We start from the raw sequence: 2,771 nt of genomic DNA, 5'->3' as shown, positions 1-2,771 counted from the left end.
TTGCGCCACTCCTGCGCCACCCTTTGCGCCACTCATACACGTTGAATGCCAACAGCATGCAAGCGTCTTGCGCCAGGCTTTGCGCCACTTGGCGGACACAACATAATTAAGTAAGAAGATAAGATATACTTCGTATATCTATGGGGCGGATGATTGAATTTTAAGAAACGCATGATGCACTTCGCCCCAACAGATGATACATTCGCATGAAACGCACGATGCGTTCATCTTGAACAGATGATGTATTTTTTCTTTTTCCATTTACTATTGTTAGTTGTTATAATATATGCAATAATAGTATAGCATCTTTTATCACATATACACCTTATGATTACGCAAAAGTACAAAGTAAATAATAAACAGAAAAGGTAAATAGTTACGCCTTAAATTACGTAAATATATAGAAATAATATAGTTACAAAGGGAATGAGGAATATTGGCGTAAGAAATTACAATAAACATGATTATAAGTGCAATATCCCAAAAGATAAAAAAGTGAAATAATGCAGTAAAAAACACCTTCCATGTCGGTAATTCGCTATTTTTGTAGAAAAGTTACGAAATAAAAGGATGAAAGTATGATAAGAGAACTTGAGATAGAGAATTTCATGTCAATACGAAAAAAGCAGGTGTTATCTTTCGAAGCCAGCAAAGATAAGACCTCTCATGAGTTATTAACTGTCGAAATAAAACCTGGGGTGCGTTTAAATCGTATGCTTATACTTTATGGAGCTAATGCTTCTGGAAAGAGTAATATTCTCTATGCTTATGAAACAGTATGGAGAATGTTAGTGTCTCCTTATACTAACAAGCTGCAAGCTATACCTTTTTACCCCTTTGCTTTGGATAAGGATAAAAACACCCGATTGTCCGTTTCCTTTTTTATAGGACAAGTACGGTACGATTATTCACTGGAATATAATAACCGTTATATTATTTCCGAGAAAATGGAATATGCTCCTAATGGAGTATTATCCTTATTTTATACTCGGACGTTTGTTCATGAAGACGTAGTGCCAAACATTGAGTTTGGTCGTACAGTCGGTTTGCATTTGAAAAGTAAAAAAACACTTATAGACAACACTTTGAATAACCACACCGTATTATCTACTTTCGCAAAAGTATCTCTATATGAAGACGCAAAGATATTCCGTGATACCTATAATTGGATTGCTCGTTATGTACATGGTCTGAAAGGAAACTCCCTTTTGGATATTGCCCAGCAACTGATTGACAATAAAGAGAAGAAAGATTATTTTATCTCAGCCATGCGAAAGGCTGATTTTAATATTTCCAATATAAGTATTGACAATGAAGTAAGGATGCAAAGTGGCAAAGATGTATTTTTTACTCATCATACCATAAATGGAGCAGATTTTACTTTATCTTCTATTGACCAATCATTAGGAACATTACGTTATTTCCAACTACAAGAATGCATGTTCAACATGTTGCATGAAGATCATATTTATAGTTTTGATGAAATAGAAAGTAATTTGCATTATGATCTTCTACTTCATTTCCTAACAACATTTATGATGAATACAGCCAATTCGCAAATCTTGTTCACTACACAAGACCAGCAGTTATTGGACGAAGAATTTATACGCCGGGATATGGTTTGGTTTACTGAGAAATCAAAGGAAGATGCCTCTACTGAACTTTATTGTGCTTCGGAATTTGGATTGCACAAGAATTTGTCTCTTTATAAAGCATATAAGACAGGCAAACTTGGCGCTAAACCAGAATTAGGTTCCATTTTTTAAAGAGGTGATATGAAAACACGGAAAACAAGAACAACAATAGCTGTTATCGGTGAAGGACCGACTGAAAAATATTATTTGAAATCTTTAGAAGGTATGATTCATGCACAAGTAAAGCCTGTAGTTCCCAATCATGCCACCAGCATGACTGAATTGGAACGTCGGATAGAACAATGCATTGACGATGGATATAACATGATATTTTGTTTAATTGATATGGATAATAAAAAAGAAGGACGAAACCGAGAGAATTATCTAAGACTGAAAACAAAATATCATCAAAAAACGATCATCAAGAAGCGGCAAGGGACTGAAAGCTTAATACGCTTTTTTGAAAACGAGCGCTGTTTGGAAATATGGTTCTTGTATCATTTCAAATATACAACACAACAATTTAATAGCTCTGGTGAACTAACTAAGGAGTTAGAACATATTTGTAATTATGAAAAGACTGAAGAATTTTTAAGTAGAAAATGTAAAGGATTACATAATTTCTTGCTTGCAAATGGAGGGAATCTTGATAAAGCAATTGAGAATTCAGAGAAGTCAATATTATCTAAATCAAAGGAAGGACGTGAACACACTTATAGCGAAATGGCAGATTTCTTTCATGAAGTAATGAAGAAATAAATAAGAAGACATTGTTTCGACGTTCTCCCAATCTTATAGCGAACTGTTATGATAGGATGACGCAGAAACAACTGGCAGAAAAAATGAATTGTAGCCAGCAATATATATCTAAAATATTAAAAGGGAAAGATAACCTTTCGTTAGAAACACTTTCTAAGATAGAGGATGCTTTGGGTATTCAGATATTGACTGAAGATACGGTTCTCTACACACAGCTATGCTCTGAATGACAGGGGATCTTCTCCCCTATCACGCCTCATGCACATGAAGCATTCCTCTTTTTTATCTCACCTTATGCACATACAGCATATCTTCGATCATCACATGGAGTTCGGGTTCGGTGATACTGCCGGGGTAGAAATGGAAGTAGTGGTTGAG

1 protein-coding gene and 1 pseudogene are annotated in these 2,771 nt (G+C 35.0%); both read left to right on the top strand.

The annotated features are described in order from the left end of the window. Nucleotides 1–578: 578 nt before the first annotated feature. On the top strand, nucleotides 579–1,766 hold the full coding sequence (locus AAE250_RS23430; protein ID WP_294601738.1) for an AAA family ATPase: 1,188 nt from the start codon (nucleotides 579–581) through the stop codon (nucleotides 1,764–1,766). A gap of 9 nt (nucleotides 1,767–1,775) precedes the next feature. Next, a pseudogene (locus tag AAE250_RS23425) lies at nucleotides 1,776–2,623 on the top strand (RloB domain-containing protein). Nucleotides 2,624–2,771: the final 148 nt, after the last annotated feature.

Origin of the sequence: Bacteroides sp. GD17 (genome assembly GCF_038448625.1) — a bacterium.
Classification (GTDB): domain Bacteria; phylum Bacteroidota; class Bacteroidia; order Bacteroidales; family Bacteroidaceae; genus Bacteroides.
Note: the sequence above shows the minus strand (reverse complement) of the source record. Positions and strands in the feature narration are given on the sequence as shown.